At 41.4% G+C, this 15,239-nt stretch carries 16 protein-coding genes; 4 read left to right on the top strand and 12 right to left on the bottom strand.

Going from position 1 to position 15,239, the window contains the following annotated elements:
• Positions 1-187 precede the first annotated feature (187 nt).
• From WAZ74_RS10915 to WAZ74_RS10905, 3 genes are all read right to left on the bottom strand, one after another.
• Positions 188-739 carry a hypothetical protein gene (locus WAZ74_RS10915; protein ID WP_422308326.1) on the bottom strand — a complete coding sequence of 184 codons (552 nt, stop codon included), beginning with the start codon at positions 737-739 and terminating at the stop codon, positions 188-190.
• Between the two features lie 281 nt (positions 740-1,020).
• On the bottom strand, positions 1,021-1,968 hold the full coding sequence (pssA, locus tag WAZ74_RS10910) for a CDP-diacylglycerol--serine O-phosphatidyltransferase (RefSeq protein WP_422308325.1): 948 nt from the start codon (positions 1,966-1,968) through the stop codon (positions 1,021-1,023).
• A 10-nt stretch (positions 1,969-1,978) separates the two neighbouring features.
• Entirely contained in the window at positions 1,979-2,854 is an 876-nt protein-coding gene (locus tag WAZ74_RS10905; protein WP_422308324.1) for a 23S rRNA (adenine(2030)-N(6))-methyltransferase RlmJ, read from the bottom strand.
• Between the two features lie 150 nt (positions 2,855-3,004).
• Between WAZ74_RS10905 and WAZ74_RS10900 the strand changes: the two genes are divergently transcribed.
• The 3 genes from WAZ74_RS10900 to WAZ74_RS10890 all read left to right on the top strand — a co-directional run bounded on the left by WAZ74_RS10900 (position 3,005) and on the right by WAZ74_RS10890 (position 6,369).
• The gene (locus WAZ74_RS10900; protein ID WP_422308323.1) at positions 3,005-3,760 is read left to right on the top strand and encodes a 2OG-Fe(II) oxygenase; all 756 of its coding nucleotides are present in this window, start codon (positions 3,005-3,007) and stop codon (positions 3,758-3,760) included.
• A 111-nt stretch (positions 3,761-3,871) separates the two neighbouring features.
• Entirely contained in the window at positions 3,872-5,098 is a 1,227-nt protein-coding gene (gene dapE, locus WAZ74_RS10895) for a succinyl-diaminopimelate desuccinylase (RefSeq protein ID WP_422308322.1), read from the top strand.
• Positions 5,099-5,181: 83 nt separating this feature from the next.
• A complete protein-coding gene (locus WAZ74_RS10890; protein ID WP_422308321.1) occupies positions 5,182-6,369 on the top strand; it encodes an acyltransferase family protein in 1,188 nt (395 codons plus the stop codon).
• Between the two features lie 76 nt (positions 6,370-6,445).
• On the opposite strand, the gene WAZ74_RS10885 is transcribed toward WAZ74_RS10890, so the two are convergent.
• The 7 genes from WAZ74_RS10885 to WAZ74_RS10855 form a co-directional block, all read right to left on the bottom strand.
• Positions 6,446-6,889 (bottom strand): GNAT family N-acetyltransferase, encoded by a 444-nt coding sequence (locus WAZ74_RS10885; RefSeq protein ID WP_422308329.1) that lies wholly within the window; start codon positions 6,887-6,889, stop codon positions 6,446-6,448.
• Between the two features lie 48 nt (positions 6,890-6,937).
• On the bottom strand, positions 6,938-7,462 hold the full coding sequence (locus WAZ74_RS10880) for a GyrI-like domain-containing protein (protein WP_422308320.1): 525 nt from the start codon (positions 7,460-7,462) through the stop codon (positions 6,938-6,940).
• 92 nt (positions 7,463-7,554) lie between these two features.
• Positions 7,555-7,764 (bottom strand): Fe-S cluster assembly protein IscX, encoded by a 210-nt coding sequence (gene iscX, locus WAZ74_RS10875; RefSeq protein ID WP_011279849.1) that lies wholly within the window; start codon positions 7,762-7,764, stop codon positions 7,555-7,557.
• A 109-nt stretch (positions 7,765-7,873) separates the two neighbouring features.
• Entirely contained in the window at positions 7,874-8,437 is a 564-nt protein-coding gene (locus WAZ74_RS10870) for an acyl-CoA thioesterase (RefSeq protein WP_422308319.1), read from the bottom strand.
• Between the two features lie 132 nt (positions 8,438-8,569).
• Entirely contained in the window at positions 8,570-9,949 is a 1,380-nt protein-coding gene (locus WAZ74_RS10865; RefSeq protein ID WP_422308328.1) for an NAD(P)(+) transhydrogenase (Re/Si-specific) subunit beta, read from the bottom strand.
• Between the two features lie 14 nt (positions 9,950-9,963).
• Entirely contained in the window at positions 9,964-10,341 is a 378-nt protein-coding gene (locus WAZ74_RS10860) for a proton-translocating transhydrogenase family protein (RefSeq protein ID WP_422308318.1), read from the bottom strand.
• An 88-nt stretch (positions 10,342-10,429) separates the two neighbouring features.
• Positions 10,430-11,587: a Re/Si-specific NAD(P)(+) transhydrogenase subunit alpha gene (locus WAZ74_RS10855; protein ID WP_422308317.1), complete on the bottom strand. Its 1,158-nt coding sequence runs from the start codon at positions 11,585-11,587 to the stop codon at positions 10,430-10,432.
• Between the two features lie 499 nt (positions 11,588-12,086).
• Between WAZ74_RS10855 and yaaA the strand changes: the two genes are divergently transcribed.
• On the top strand, positions 12,087-12,887 hold the full coding sequence (gene yaaA, locus WAZ74_RS10850) for a peroxide stress protein YaaA (RefSeq protein ID WP_422308316.1): 801 nt from the start codon (positions 12,087-12,089) through the stop codon (positions 12,885-12,887).
• Between the two features lie 189 nt (positions 12,888-13,076).
• Here the strand turns inward: yaaA and groL are convergent, their stop codons facing one another.
• On the bottom strand, positions 13,077-14,723 hold the full coding sequence (gene groL, locus WAZ74_RS10845; RefSeq protein WP_422308315.1) for a chaperonin GroEL: 1,647 nt from the start codon (positions 14,721-14,723) through the stop codon (positions 13,077-13,079).
• A gap of 106 nt (positions 14,724-14,829) precedes the next feature.
• Positions 14,830-15,123 (bottom strand): co-chaperone GroES, encoded by a 294-nt coding sequence (locus WAZ74_RS10840; protein WP_041757514.1) that lies wholly within the window; start codon positions 15,121-15,123, stop codon positions 14,830-14,832.
• Positions 15,124-15,239: the final 116 nt, after the last annotated feature.

Genomic DNA, 15,239 nt, shown 5'->3' with positions numbered 1-15,239 from the left:
TTTAATCTGTATGTCAAGAAGTTATTTAGATATAATTTGGATTGAAGTAGCACGCTACTTAAGTAATCCGCCTTCCCTTCCGACTGGGTGGCATTATACGCACATTTGAAAGAGGGTCAAGGGGTTTGTGCAATCACTTCGACAATTCTTTGGTAACCCTAAATCTGCCTATCAATATAAAACTCTATTAAGGGCAAATATTCTTAGTCCATTTTCCTGTTTTATTACCACGAAGACATTGATATTGCACGCCATATTGAACCCAATACCAATTTAAATCAGACGGTTTACCTTTGAGGGTAAAGCTAATACGATAACGTTCGGCACTAACGGTATCATCCATGAGACCAGAACGGGTAATCACAACAACCGCTGTTTTCGGCTGCGCTTTTGATGGATAGTAAAAAGCTTGCGCCAAATCATAGTCCGCGTGCACTGCATTAACACTGCTATTGATGAGTTTGAGCTTTTCAAGTCCACAAGCAATCAGTCCTTTTTTCATAGAACACGGCGCTGATGCAGAAGTAACGGCGTCACCATTAATATTTAAATGATAGAAGTTAGCAGGATTGGCAGCTTCAGCGCGAGATATGGGGCTGGCTGAGTTGTTAGTAGTGGCATGTGAAGATACTGAAACGAATGACAATGAAAATAAAGCACTTGCCATTAACACTTTTAACAAATGCGATGAAGTATCTGAAAAAGGCAATAGACGATTAAAACTAGGTAATTTCAGCATAATAACCTCGGCTTTATTATCAAATAGCATTATAGGAAGGCTAATCGTATGATCTTTATATAGATTCTATACAATACCATATGATGAGTCTTTAACATTATATCTAATTAACGGTTATTTACACTACCTTGCTCTTCTCATTTCAGTTATTAAAATTATGTCTATCAGAACTATATTAAAATATCCAATTCACCCTAACACACAAAAAAACCGCCTATTAAGAATAAGCGGTTTTTATTTATATACCTTAAGCTAATGTTTACTATAAAGCAGTTATAGAATTAACTGCTGGCTTTGGCTTTTAAGGTTGTGACAATACCTGATAAAGCATAAATAATGCCAATCGCTAAGATGCCAACAGGGATATCGTACAACACGATACTCATGATCAGTACGCCAACGATAAGCACTACAAATGGTACTTTTTTCTTATCAAACTCTTTAAAGCTATAGTATTTGACGTTGCTGACCATAAGCAGACCGCAAATAACGACCCAAGCGGCAAACAAAGTCATCACTAATGAATCATATTGCCCTATCCATTGATTATGATCGATAGCGACCATCACTGCTGCCGTTACTAAGATTGCAGCAAGTGGACTTGCCAAACCGACAAAATACTTCTTATCGACTGTGCCAACCTGCACATTAAAGCGTGCCAAACGAAACGCCCCGCAAGCGGTAAAGACAAACGCACAACCAAGTCCAATACGACCTAATGGCTCTAGAGCAAAACTGTAAATGAGAATGGCAGGCGCAACACCAAAGGCCAGCATATCGGCAAGCGAATCATACTGCTCGCCAAAAGGGCTTTGCGCATTCAGCATACGCGCCACCCTGCCATCTGCACCATCTAAAATAGCCGATAAGAAAATCGCTAAGGAGGCTTTATAGAACTCGCCTTGGGTACTGGCTAAAATAGAATAAAAGCCTGACAGCAGCGATAGAGTAGTAATCAAGTTGGGTGCCAAATAAACACCGCGACTGACCACCCTCTTACCTTCAGCGACTTCTGCTTCAATCACCTCAAACGTCAAGCCATCATAGTTCTCATTATCTGCCAAGCGAATATCGAAATCATGCTCATCGATAAAAGGCGGTTGAGTGGCGGCGCTATCTTGTAATAAAGGCTCTGTGATCAAACCGTCATTCATCACTTTATCAGTGACCAGACCGCCCTTTGCAAGACTGTTTTTTTCAAGGTTACTTGATGATTGATCAGTCGTCATAACAATATCCTTATTCGCCAACCAACCAGCGGACGGTGGTTGCACTATCAGGTGTTAAATCTGGTGCATCAGCAACTTTTAATATCGGTTGTAAGAAACGCAGTATCTCACGAGCATGATTATCAAACTGCCATGGCGGATTGATCACAAGTAACCCTGTACCATTTAGACCGACAGGAATGTCTTTAGGATAAATATTTAGCTCACAAACCAGTTGACGTCTCATCTCAGTACGCTTGAGCTTTTTATAAAACAGCTCAACCGCTTCGATGTTTTTAATCGGGAACCATAACGCATAAGTACCTTGTGGCCACTTATTATAAGAGTGCACCAATAGATCAATCAAACGAGTAAAGTCTTTATGCTCTTGCTCGTAAGGAGGATCCAAGAATATCAAACCACGCTTCTCTTTTGGCGGAATGACCGCAGCGATACCTTCAAACGAATTGCGATGATGAATACCGATTGGTAATTTATGTAGCTGATAGTTCAGTGCGTCGTACTCGCTGGCTTTGGCTTCAAACGCTTCACCGCGCACGCCAGCATCAGGATTTTTTTCAATATGATGGGCAATCCACCACGGCGAGCCAGGATAGACCTTTTTGTCATAGGTAAAACGGGCTTGTTTGATACCTTCCATATAATCTTTGACCGCAGTCGGTGCTTTTTCGACATTGGCTGTTACTAAGGCTTGAATACCACCTTTAGCTTCACCCGTCTTGCGCGCCTCTTCACTACCAAGCGAATACAGTCCACGACCGCCATAAGCATCAAGTACATAAAAAGGTTTATTTTTTTGCCCCATTTGATTCAGCAGTTGTACCAATAGAATGTGTTTAACAACATCGGCAAAGTTACCAGCATGATAGGCGTGTTTATAATTCATAAGTTCAAAAGTTTAAATAAGAAAAATTGCATCTATGGTAGCATAGGATGGGTAAAAAATAACGATGGTTTTGGTAAAAAGGCATAGATTGGTCGTGTAAAAGCATAGATTGGCAGTGTAATGACAGATGATGGACAATAGCGAGATAAAATGACGAAGATTATTAGCAATCTTGATGTGACAAAGTTGGTCGTCAACAATCCGATAGAACAGGACAGTCCTCATTTACTGTTTCCGCATAGCGATGACGATAGCCAAAAGTCACCCACTCAACCTTTATTACTATCCTCTGATTTTGAGGTCAACTGGGAAAACAAGCTGACAGACCGTCAACTTGATATCTTTGTTAACGATGGTTGGCTGACTATCGACGATGTTTTTGAGCAAAAAGCCTTGTTAGCGCTGCAAGCAGAAAGTGGCTTTATTGACTATCGTGATGCACAGCTGACGGCAGGTATTCGTATCAGCGATATTCGCGGTGATAAAATCCGCTGGATTACTGAAAATTTCTTTGCAGGCTATCATTATTTGCAAAGTATCAATACGCTTGCCACTTTATTCAATCGCAGCTTATTCGCTGGTATTCGCCATAGTGAAGCACATTACGCTTGTTATCCAGTCGGTTTTGGCTACCAATGGCATAGTGATAATCCAGCTGGTCGTGATGAGCGTGTCATCTCGGCCGTGTTTTATCTCAATGATGATTGGACAGCGAATGACGGCGGTGCTTTAGAAATCGTCGATAAACATGGCATTCACCATAATGTCATGCCTGTTGCGAACAGATTAATAATATTTGATAGCGACCTACAGCATCAAGTACAAATCGCCCATCGTCAACGCTACTCTATCGCTACTTGGTTAAGACGTGATGGCTTAGTGCCGTTTGTTGAAGATACTATTTAGGCGCTGTTTAAGTGCTGTAACATTTGTGCTAAATCGCACACGAGCGATACCTATTTAACTGTTCTATCTCTAATTTCTCTATCTATCACTTTATAATAAAAAAGGCTTCTCATGTCAAATATTCATAAAGACCTAACTTCTCAATCACATCAACAGTTAACTCCTCAACGAGCAACCTTGGATTTGAGTATCGCCCTACTTGAACGTCCTTCTGTCACCCCAGATGATGATGGCTGTCAAGACATCTTATCTGAGCGGCTGACGCAAGCAGGATTTGATTGCGAATTTATGTATTACGGTGATAGACAAGCCAAAGGCGAACATGCTGAGGTTAAAAACTTATGGGCGCGCCGTGGTAAAGCAGATCCAGTCATTTGTTTTGCCGGTCATACCGATGTCGTACCGACAGGAGATGAAAAAAATTGGACGTATCCACCCTTTACCCCAACCATTGCTGATGGTTATTTATGGGCACGCGGTGCCGCTGACATGAAAACGGGTATTGCCGCTTTTACTATCGCCGCTGAACGTTTTGTGGCGAATCATCCTAAACACAATGGCTCTATTGCTTTTTTGATTACCTCAGATGAAGAAGGTCCGTCAATCAATGGTACAGTTAAAGTAATAGAAACCTTGGAATCCCGTCAAGAAAAAATTACTTACTGTCTCGTTGGCGAGCCGTCGAGCACTGATACACTGGGTGATATTATCAAAAACGGGCGGCGTGGCTCATTGGGTGCAGTACTCACTGTCACCGGTAAACAAGGTCATGTCGCCTATCCGCACCTTGCCTCAAATCCTATCCATGCAGCTATGGCAGCGCTAGCAGAATTAACGGCGGCTACATGGGATACTGGTAATGATTACTTCCCTGCGACTTCCCTGCAAATATCTAATATTAATAGTGGCACGGGCGCAACCAACGTCATTCCAGAAACATTGGAAGCAGTCTTTAACTTTCGCTTCTCAACTGAAACCACAGAAGATGAGCTAAAAGCGAAAACACATAGGATATTTGACAAACACTTTGCCGATAGCAAAGCCAATTATGAAATCAATTGGAAATTATCAGGTCAGCCATTTTTAACGCCAGAAGGCAAGCTAGTCTCGGCCTGCCAGCAAGCAATTAAATCAGTAACGGGAACTGACACCACTCTATCTACTTCTGGTGGCACATCTGACGGTCGCTTTATTGCCCCAACAGGCGCGCAAGTGGTTGAACTCGGTGTACGTAACGCGACTATTCATCAAGTTGATGAAAAGGTTGAGGTTGACGATTTGGGTAAGTTGGCGCAAATATATGTGGGGATATTAGAGAATTTATTATTAAATATTTAAATGGTGCTAATATTGGATTTAATAATATCTTATTGACTCACTATTTGTAATAATGCGGGAATATTATTTTTGCTGGATTTAGCATGGCTACCAAAAAACATCTTAATGAGCTATCAAGCTTACGGTTCTTTGCTGCATTCGCTATTGTAGTATTACATTTTAGGGACTATTTGGGGGTAAAAAACGAAGCCCTTATGACCTTCTTAATTTCGGGTCAGTATGGCGTTACTTTCTTTTTTGTATTGAGCGGTTTTATCTTAATGTACAATTACGAATCTTGGTTTGGCAAATCTACAAGTGTCAATCAATTTTGGAAATTTCAGCAGTTACGGTTTGCGCGACTCTACCCCGTTTACATTTTTGCATTATTATTGAATTCATTTTTTCAAGTGAGTGTACGTGTCAACAATGGTGAGTTTGCTAGTCAAGAAATATTGTATTGGGCATCTTGGCTAATTAACGCCTTTGGACTTCAATCTTGGGTGCCTGGAGCTCCTTATACCTTAGTTTGGAATACCCCTTCCTGGAGTATTTCTACTGAGCTGTTCTTTTATATGTGCTTCCCTCTTATCTGTTATTGGCTAGTTAAATACTTAGAAAGCTTTAAGAAATTGATACTATTCTTAATAGCTTTATTAATAATAAGCTCTGTTGTATATTCTGTCGTATTAGATCAGATATATTATAAACATTCGCTTCCCTCCGGCACCTCTTATTCAATTCAGTATTTTACGCCCATACTTAGGCTGCCTGAATTTATTGCTGGCTGCATAGGTGGCAAGTTATTTTTAATGAAAGATTCTGAAACTCAACGTTTTAAAGACTTATTTTTTGGGTCAGAGATTAAAAGAAATATAGTCATTGTAGTCAGTATTGTTTGGTTCTTTGGTAGGGTTTATACCACAGGTTATGCAGATAATAATGAAGCTTACTGGCTAATAAATAATTCAGTAAAATTTAGCATTCTATTAATTCCTTTTTTAGGAATTATCTTCGCATTGTCTACAGGACAAACCTTTATATCTAAGCTTTTAAATATGCCATTTTTAATATTATTAGGTGAATCCAGCTATGCGCTGTATATCACTCATTGGTCATTTGTTAGCTTCTATTCTTTAGGGTTTTTGCCGACCAACCTTCAATCACCCTTTATGTCTATAATATTTATGACATTATCAGTGGGGTTTTCGGTAATCGTATACAAGACTATTGAAATTCCGATGAAGACGAAGTTAAGAGGTGCGAAAACACCACAACCGTCTTCTGTGTGATAATTATAGAAGTGATAGGATAAAATGACGATACTGTAGCTTAATACTGTTAAAGATTATATATATTAATTTAATTCTATGATTTTACTTTAACCCATGCACTCTCATGCTTGGTAAAACCAATCTTTGGATAGTAATCGCTGGCTTGCGGAGCTGATAATAAAATAATTTTGCAGCTTGGCGGTAATTGCTGCTCAATTTTTTTAATCATTGATTTACCAATACCTTGTTTTTGGTAGGCTTCATCGACAGCGATATCTGATAAATAACAACAATAGCTAAAGTCAGTCACACAACGTGCGACGCCTATCAGTTTCTTGTTACTCTCGCTGTTATTTACCGCCTCTTCATGCTCCTCATTTACCCAAGCCGTAACTAACAAATCAGCATTGTCTAACATGCCCTTTATGACATAGTAATTATCTAAAGGACGGCGCGCGCCTAAGCTAGATTTACTCAGCACATCGGTAAACTGCTCAGGGGTGATTGCGCTATTGATTTGATAGGTCACTTGCTGCATCGTCACAGGCTATCCTTTTAGAGTTTACTTTTTATGGTCCTGATAGCTTTACTCAACGCCAATATAAAGATCAACTTGACCGAATTCTAGATTGCCATCGATATAGTGCTCAAAATCGACATTATAAAGTCGTGTATGCTCACAGCTTACACTATTAAAATAGTCCCAAGCCTTTTCCCAAGCATTCATCACAGTATTAGGCATTCTACCGTGCTCAGAGAATACCAAATACTTTCCTGCAGGAATATTGACCGTCACTAAGTTACTATTCTTGCCAGTATTACCAGCAGTTAAAGAATCGCCACTGTTTACCTGATCTTGCTCATCTTGCTGACTGGACGCCTTCCAACTGGCGACCACATCAAAAGCGCCAACGTCATCACTCTCATAGTTATGATAAATACCGTATACATCCTCATCCTTTTCAAGATGGCTCACATGATTTTGATAGAATTTTTGCCATAGCTTGCCTAACTTTGCCGTTTCATGGCTGATTTCAGCGATATTGGTCGTACGAATGCTGATACCTTGGCAAATTTGTGCTTCGCTTAGCTCTTTAATTTGTAGAGTCATGAGCTGTTGATCCTATTTTTATTTGAGGTTATGTTTGTTCTTAGGGTTATGTTTGTTATTAAAAGCTATTAAAAGATAGTAAAAGAATCGAACTAGTCAGCTTCATCAATCCAATTCATCTGAATGGCTTCTAGAATACCTTCATTTGATCTTTGTGGATCGTCATCAAAGCCTTCAAGCTCAGTCACCCAGCGATGTAAATCGGTAAAGCGGATATATTGTGGATCCGTCTCTGGGAATTTTTCATAAAGCTCGATAGCGATATCTAAGCTATCTGTCCATTTTAACTTCTGCGGGGTCATAGTGGCACCTTAATTTCTAATCATTTTTATAAAATATTTTTTTGAACACATTATCGAATAGATAGGCTCTATCCTACCAAAATTCATCAAATGATTATAGCTAAGTTCATTATACCGTCGCTGGTGATTTACTAGCCTTACCAAAGTCAGTCGACTTAACCGCTACTTGGTGGTTATTCCAAGTGCTAATGACATCCGTTATCTGCTCGCCTAGCATATCTAATATCTCTGGCGCGCACTTACCTTGCTTATTGGTCAAAACAAACTTAGTCATGCCAATACCCATCAGCTGGTTTTTAACAAAAAAGCGATGCTCAAAGTAAACGTATTTATGATCCCAACCAACAACCATGCTACTTACTGTCATCTTATCAAGGAATTTTATCTCCTTGAGATAGACCATCTCTTGCATGGCGATAATCCAACCTAGATTTTTGATGCCTTTTTGATGACAGCACGCCATTAGCCATTTTGTGATATTCAGCTCAATAAAAGACAAGTAACGATAATTGGGCAGATGATCGCGAAAGCCCATATCGTGTGGTAATACTCGGTAATGACGGACAGTTGGCACCATTAATGTTTCGATACTCAGGTGTTCATTAACCGATTGCTGTTTGAGTTGTTGTTTTAGCAAACTCACCATAATAAAAAAACGCAGTAACATGTTCATGAAGACTTCTCTTATTGAATATTATTTATCATTAGCAGTTGTTTACAAGAATAAATGTAAAATACCTTAACGCAAAAAAGCCACCGCAGTGACTTTTTTTACATTATATTTTAGGTATTATAATATTGGCAATTAATGAGCACCATTAATACTACGTACCATCTCTTCTACTACTTTTTTCGCATCACCAAAGATCATCATGGTTTTGTCCATGTAGAATAAGCTGTTATCAAGACCGGCATAACCAGTACTCATCGAACGCTTAATGACCATAACAGTTTGGGCTTTGCTCACTTCTAAAATGGGCATACCGAAGATTGGTGAAGTAGGATCATCTTTCGCTGAAGGATTGACCACGTCGTTGGCACCGATAACTAATACCACATCGGTACTGGCGAAGTCTGAGTTAATCTCATCCATCTCAAGGATATCATCGTAAGGCACATCTGCTTCAGCCAAAAGGACGTTCATATGTCCTGGCATACGTCCTGCAACTGGATGAATGGCAAAGCGCACATTGACGCCTTCTTCTTTTAGCAGCTCATACAATTCTTTGACCGCATTTTGTGCACGACCTTGCGCCATACCATAACCCGGAACAATCACCACACTACTGGCATTGGCCATAAGGAAGCCCGCATCTTCTGCTGAGCCAGCTTTGTAATTTTTTGGCGCACCATCATCGCCGCCCGCCGCGACTGCTGACGTGCCCATACCACCAAATAGCACATTAAGTAATGAGCGGTTCATGGCTTTACACATGATATAAGACAGAATCGCGCCTGATGAACCCACTAGCGAACCTGCGATAATCAACATTGAGTTGCCAAGCGTAAAACCAATACCTGCTGCTGCCCAACCTGAAAATGAGTTCAAAAGAGATACAACCACTGGCATATCACCGCCACCGATGGGGGCAATCCACATCCAACCAAATATCACCGCAATTACTGCCATGGCATAAAAAGCCGGTAATGAGTTAGTGACAAAATACACGCCGCCAAAACCAATCATCGCAATAAACAACAACGCTTGTACGGGTTTGACCCAGCCACCAACCAAGGTTTTCGCCCAGCTTTTAGCCGCCAATTTACCAAAGGCAAAAACAGACGCTGAGAACGTAATCGCACCGATGAAACAACCGATAAACAATTCGATACGAGCAACTGTTCCATGCTGTTGTTCAGTATGTAGCACGGTTGCTAACGCAATCGCGACTGCTGCCAAACCAACAAATGAGTGCATTAAAGCAACCGTTTCTGGCATTTGAGTCATCGCGACCGTTTTTGCCTTCCACATCCCAACGATAGCCCCTAACACCATCGCACCGATAATTAACCAAAGTACGGGACCTTCCGCTAAGAAGAACGTCGTTCCCACGGCAATCGCCATCGCAACCATACCCATACGGTTACCACGAATCGCCGTCTTTGGACTAGATAAACCACGTAGGGTCAAAACAAAAAGAATGGCACCGACTAGATAAAACCAATCCGCATTAGCCGCAATCATATTTGATAAGTCACTCATGCGTCACCTCCCGTATCAGTAGTTACTACTGCTTTTTTCACTTTCGGCTTAAACATCGACAGCATACGTTCAGTCACGGCAAAACCACCAAAGATATTAATACTGGCTAAAAATACCGCAAAAGCCCCAAGTAAGCTAGTGGGCGTAAAGATCGAACCATCAATGTTGACGGTCTGTAGCATCGCACCGACGATCACAATACTTGATAAGGCATTGGTGACAGCCATCAATGGTGTATGTAGTGCTGGTGTGACGCCCCAAACGACGTAATATCCAACGAAAATAGCAAGCACAAACACGGTAAAAATCGCTACAAATGGGGTGCTACTCATGGCCTCACCGACTGGCGCTGCAGCTAAAATGGTGGCAATCATCTAATCCTCCTAAAAATTTATTCGTTACTGGCAAATGTACGATAATGAAAACATTAAGAATTGAGACTTGTGATTCAAGACTTAAAAATTAGCGCTTAGCGAGACGTACTTGATACTCATGGGTCACTGCTAATGCGCCTTGAATCTCATCTTCCATGTCTAAGTTGAGTGCCAGTGTGTTCGCTGAAGTGTCGTCTGTAGCGGCAGGAGCAATTAAGGTGGTGATAAAATTGACAAGATTATTGGCATAAAAATCTGAAGACTGCGCTGCAAGCTGCGATGGAATATTAGCCGCACCGACGATACGGACGCCATTGGCCGTAATAATAGTTTCATCAGGCACACTGCCTTCAACGTTGCCGCCTGTTCCAGCAGCCATATCGATCAGAACTGAACCTGCCTTCATTTTGGCAATGGTTGCTTGGTGTACCAAACGCGGTGCTTGACGACCGGGGATTTGTGCAGTCGTAATGACAATATCTGCGTTGCTCAGTGCCTTGTCCACGACGGCAGCTTGATCTTTGACATATTGCTCAGAGGGTGTCCACGCATAGCCGCCTGTGGACTTAGCTGTTTCAGCTTCCTCTGCACTCATCGGTACATCAAGCCACTTACCACCTAATGACTCTACTTGCTCGCGAGCGGTCGGACGTAAGTCACTGGCTTCAACGACGGCGCCTAAGCGCTTGGCCGTCGCAATCGCTTGCAAGCCCGCAACACCAACGCCTAAGATGACGACTTTGGCAGGCTTAACCGTGCCCGCTGAGGTCATAAACATCGGAAACGGACGCGAGTATTCGTTGGCTGCGAGCAACACTGCTTTATAACCGGCAAGATTGGCTTGTGATGACAAGACGTCCATATTCTGAGCGCGTGACAATGTGCGTGGCAGCAGTTCCATAGCAAAAGCGGTTGCGCCTTTAGCAGCATAAGTATCAAGTTGGCTATTGCGATATGGGTCGAGCATACCAATGACAATCTGACCAGACTTTAAATGCTCAGTCGCCGCTACTGGTAAATCGTTGACCGTGGTAATAATTTGAGACTGTGTGACGACCTCAGCGCTACTATTGACAATATCAGCACCCGCAGCCTGATACAATTCATCAGCATAATACGCGGCTTGACCCGCACCTGACTCGATGACGACTTCAAACCCAAGTTTGCGTAATTTTTTTACCGCGTCTGGGGTTAGCGCTACCCGACTCTCGCTTGCGCTATCTGCACTAATGACACCGATCTTCATACCGTCTCCTTACTTACGTCTAATGACTATGCTTATGTCTAATGACTACTTTTTAACACCCTCAACGCACATTTAAAAAGCACAGGGGACAAAAAAACCTTTGGTCAGGTTCGTTTAACGCTTAAGACCAAAGATTATCAATTTAATAAATGATAGCTGCTTTGCCATCATGCCGTTTTATTATAGAGATATCAGCTCCTAACTTTCATTGTCTAATGATGACCCACAAGTAAAATAAAAAGTTAGGTACTTATACCACTTGTATAACTTTTATTGTTATATTAAAAATTTTTATTTTTTCTTATACAGCCTAAAGCCTTTCAATCATTAGCTTACAGAGGTAATCACACTTACTTCAATGTTTGACATATATCTATAATAAGACTTAAAAATACAAAACAGCTACGAGTAAGTCAAGTTAAACCTGTAGGTATCGTATAATAAGAAAGCTTGACACGTTAATAGAGTGTTCGCCGATTCACTATAATAAGGAATAACCATGTATTTTTTACTCTCTCCTGCCAAATCTTTGAATGAAACAAACGCCATCCCAGTTAATCTTGGCAATTACTATAGTCAGCCTGAGCTGATTGAACACTCACAGGTGCTAATGAAAATACTGAAGTCTAAAGAGCCAATTGATTTGCAAGAAATGATGAGCATCTCCGACGATTTAGCGCAGCTGAATGCTAAACGCAATCAAGACTGGGCTTGGAGTGCTAGTGAACGCTTTACAGACGACAACGCTAAGCCTGCTGGTTATCTGTTCGATGGTGATGTCTATACGGGACTTGATATGTATGCCATGGATAAAGACACCGCTATTTATGTCAATGAACACTTAGGAATTTTATCTGGCTTATATGGCGTGCTTAAACCGTTAGATTTAATACAGCCGTATCGACTTGAGATGGGCACCAAGCTGCAAAATGCGCGCGGTGATAATTTATATGAGTTTTGGGGCGAAGAAGTGACCAACACTATTAATGAGCGCATGGCTGATAGTAATGACAAAGTATTGGTTAATCTTGCCTCTAATGAATACTTTAAGTCTGTGAAGAAAAACGCGCTAAACGCAGAAGTTATCACGCCGCGATTTGAAGACGAAAAAAATGGTCAATATAAAGTCATTAGCTTTTATGCTAAAAAAGCCCGTGGCTTGATGGTGAAATATGCTGCTGATAACAGGCTAACTAATGCTGAACAGCTTAAACAATTTGATTTGGCGGGTTATTATTATTGTGCGGATGCGTCGGATGATAAGACGTGGACGTTTAGACGAGATAAGAGTGCTCAATAATATTCGGAGCTTTTAAAATATACATAAAAACCCCGATAAGCTCAGCCTATCGGGGTTTTATTTTAACTAGGTTTAACGAGCATTTTATGGATTGACTAAAGCAGTACGACTAGGCGACTAAGTGAAGATTGTACATAAAGTACATCAAACGAGGTCAACAACGTCGTACAAATTTAGTCGAAGCACAAATTACATCATGCCGCCCATTCCACCCATACCGCCCATTCCACCGCCGCCCATGCCAGCCATACCGTCATCGCCTTGCGGCAAATCAGTAATCATGACTTCGGTCGTGAGCATTAAGCCTGCAACAGATGCCGCATTTTCTAGTGCTGAGCGTGCTACTTTAGCTGGATCAAGGATACCCATCTCTAGCATATCGCCATATTCGCCAGAAGCTGCGTTGTAACCGTAGTTACCAGTACCGCTCTTCACTTCGTTAACCACAACTGAAGCTTCTTCGCCTGAGTTAGTAACGATTTGACGTAATGGTGCTTCCATTGCGCGGCGTAAGATATTGATACCAGCGTTTTGGTCATCGTTATCGCCACGTAGCTCAGATAATGCATTCATTGCACGAACTAAAGCTACACCACCACCAGGTACAACGCCTTCTTCAACCGCTGCACGAGTCGCATGTAGCGCATCATCAACGCGATCTTTCTTCTCTTTCATTTCAGTTTCAGTCGCAGCGCCTACTTTGATAACGGCAACGCCACCAGCCAGTTTCGCCATACGCTCTTGAAGCTTTTCTTTATCGTAATCAGACGTTGATTCTTCAACTTGACGTTTGATAGATTCAACACGGTTTTCGATATCAGCAGAGTTACCAGCACCATCAACGATAACGGTGTTTTCTTTACCGATAGTCACTTTTTTAGCCGTACCTAATTGCTCAAGGGTCGCAGTCTCAAGGCTTAAACCAATCTCTTCAGAGATAACCGTACCGCCAGTTAGCGTTGCGATATCTTCAAGCATTGCTTTACGACGATCGCCAAAACCTGGTGCTTTTACGGCACAAGTTTTTAAGCCGCCACGCATGTTATTGACTACTAAAGTCGCCAATGCTTCGTTTTCGACGTCTTCAGCAATGATTAGCAACGGTTTGCTTTGTTGCATCACTTGCTCAAGTAATGGCACGATTTCACGGATGTTGCTAATTTTTTTATCAACAAGCAAGATATACGGGTTTTCAAATTCAGCGGTTAAGCTATCTTGCTTATTCGCAAAGTACGGGCTGATATAACCACGGTCAAACTGCATACCTTCTACAACTTCCAAGGTATCTTCAAAGCTTGAACCTTCTTCAACGGTAATCACGCCTTGCTTGCCGACTTTTTCCATCGCTTCAGCAATCAATTCACCGATTTTGGTGTCTGAGTTGGCAGAGATAGAACCAACTTGGGCAATCGCTTTTGAATCGTCAGCTGGCGTTGATAGCAAATGGATTTGCTCAACAGCCGCACGAACCGCTTTATCGATACCGCGTTTCAGATCCATTGGGTTCATGCCAGCGGCAACAGATTTCATACCTTCTTGTAAGATTGACTGTGCCAATACCGTCGCCGTAGTCGTACCATCACCAGCGACATCGTTAGTACGGCTAGCCACTTCACGAACCAATTGAGCGCCCATATTTTCAAATTTGTTTTCAAGCTCGATTTCTTTGGCAACTGAAACACCATCTTTAGTGATGGTAGGCGCGCCAAAAGATTTATCGATAACCACGTTACGACCTTTAGGACCTAAAGTCACACGTACAGCGTTTGCTAGGATATTTACGCCATCCATCATTTGTTTACGGGCATCAATGCCGAATTTTACGTCTTTTGCCATGTTAAATTACTCCACTATTATAAGTATGAGAATGCAATTAAATGTTTCAATAATTTTTCAATAATGTTGTCAAAGATGTGCTGAGTATAAACATACTCAAAAAGGACTAGCCTTCTAACACACCTAATACATCAGATTCTTTCATAATCAATAGCTCTTCGCCGTCAACTTTCACGGTTTGACCAGCATATTGACCGAACAATACTTTGTCGCCAGTTTTTACATCTAACGCGCGAGTTTCGCCGTTGTCACGAATCTGACCGTTACCAGTTGCTAGCACTTCACCTTGTGAAGGCTTTTCTTGCGCAGAACCAGGAAGCAAGATACCACCAGCCGTTTTTGTTTCTTCTTCTATGCGGCGGACAACAATACGATCATGTAAAGGACGAATATTCATCAATATGTCTCCAATAATTGGTTATTTAAATTAAGAATTTATTTGGTTTGATTGTCTCAATATCTATATCTTCAAATGCCATTTTTCAAAAGCAGCATAATAAATATAAGCGTCGAGCT

The sequence above is a fragment of the Psychrobacter sp. genome (genome assembly GCF_049295055.1).
Classification (GTDB): domain Bacteria; phylum Pseudomonadota; class Gammaproteobacteria; order Pseudomonadales; family Moraxellaceae; genus Psychrobacter.
The sequence above is the reverse complement of the archived record's forward strand: the minus strand, read 5'-3'. Positions and strand labels throughout refer to the sequence as shown.